2 protein-coding genes are annotated in these 1,466 nt (G+C 79.2%); both read right to left on the bottom strand.

From position 1 onward, the window contains the following. A partial coding sequence (locus AAHZ94_RS33940; RefSeq protein WP_349997537.1) for a hypothetical protein occupies positions 1 to 249 on the bottom strand: 249 nt, incomplete at its 3' end. 65 nt (positions 250 to 314) lie between these two features. Next, the coding region (locus tag AAHZ94_RS33935) for a helix-turn-helix transcriptional regulator (protein WP_349997536.1) at positions 315 to 1,466 on the bottom strand (1,152 nt) is incomplete at its 5' end.

Raw genomic sequence — 1,466 nt, 5'->3', positions numbered from 1 at the left:
GAGCCAGTCGGCCGACCCCCCCCCCCCCCGCCAAAAAAAAAAACCCCCCCCCCCCCCCCCCACCCCGCCGAGGAAAGCGTGAGCCCCCCCCCCCGCCCCCCGCCCGCCCCCCGCCCCCCCCCCCCCGCCGGGGGGCCCCCCCCCGCCCCCCCCCCCGGGGGGCGGGCGCGGGGGGCGCGGGGGGGGGGCGGGCGGGGGGGGGGCGGCCGGCCCGGGGCCGGACCGGGCCGCACCGCCCCGCCCCTCCACGACACGAGGCCACACGCCCCGCCCCGCCCTGCCCCACCTCGTCCCGGCCCGTCCCGGCCGCGCCCCTACCCCGCCCGTTCCCGATCCGCCTCCCTGCCCTGTTCCCGGCACGGCTCCCGGCCCGGGTCACGGCCCGCCCCGTACCCCTGTTCCCGCTCGAACTGGTGCAGCAGATAGCCCGCGCGCAGCCGGTTGCGGGCGCCGAGGCGGCGCATGATCTCGTTGATGTGGCGCTGGCAGGTGCGGACCGACATGCCCATCCGGCGGGCGATGGCCTTGTCGTCCTCGCCGGCGATGAGCAGCCGTACGATGTCGGACTTCATCGCGTCGGAGGCGGCGATGGCCTGCTGTCGGCCGAGCTTGGTGGGGAAGGGCGTGGCCTGGCCCCACAGCCGGTCGAAGGTGGTGGCCATGAAGTCCACCGTGCTCGGGTCGCGGACGACGACCGCGCCGTGCGGGTCGCCGCGCAGCGGGATGACGGCGGTATGCCGGTCCACGACCAGCGCCCTGGCGAACCGGTCGCCCAGCGTCCTGGCCTGCCCGCCGCCCTCCGTCAGCCGCTCCACCTGGGCCACCGTGGCGGGCGTGAACTGCGCGGTGTGCTGGTAGAGCGTGCGGATCGGCAGCCCGCGGGCGAGCGCCACGTCCAGCCGCTCCAGCGGGTCCCACGGCGCGTCCTGCGCACCGCCCCCGCCGGGCTGGGCCACCAGCACCTCCCGGCCCGCGTGCGCCACCAGGTCCGTGACGCAGCCCCTGACGTGCCCGGCGCCGGTGACGACCTCGGTGCCGGCGCCGCGCAGCCGGTGCACGATGCCCTGGTGGTAGTGGTCGCCGAGGGCGGAGAGTTCGCCGCGTACGTGCGCCAGCGCCTCCTGGAGGTCGGCGATCTTGCGCGCGGCCGGGCCGAGCAGGTGCAGTTCCGCGCTGTCCGGGGAGACCGCGGCCCAGCGGGCGGCGCCGCCGTGCGTCGGGCGCAGCAGCCGCAGCCGTACCAGCACCTGGAGGCAGTGCGTGAGCTCCTCGTCCGGGCGGCCGGTGAGCCGGCGCAGTTCGGGCAGGCTGACGCTGGCCGTGCGGGCCGCGTGCTCGTACACCTCAAGGGCCGCCGGCTCCAGCGGGGTCAGCGGCACCAGCCGTTCGATCTCGTCGGGCGCCCCCGCCCGGGGGGGGGCGGGGGCCCCCCCCCCCCCCGGGGGGGGGGGGGGGGGGGGGGGGGG

Origin of the sequence: Streptomyces sp. HSW2009, assembly GCF_040240285.1 — a bacterium.
In the GTDB taxonomy this organism is placed as follows: domain Bacteria; phylum Actinomycetota; class Actinomycetes; order Streptomycetales; family Streptomycetaceae; genus Streptomyces.
Note: the sequence above shows the minus strand (reverse complement) of the source record. Positions and strands in the feature narration are given on the sequence as shown.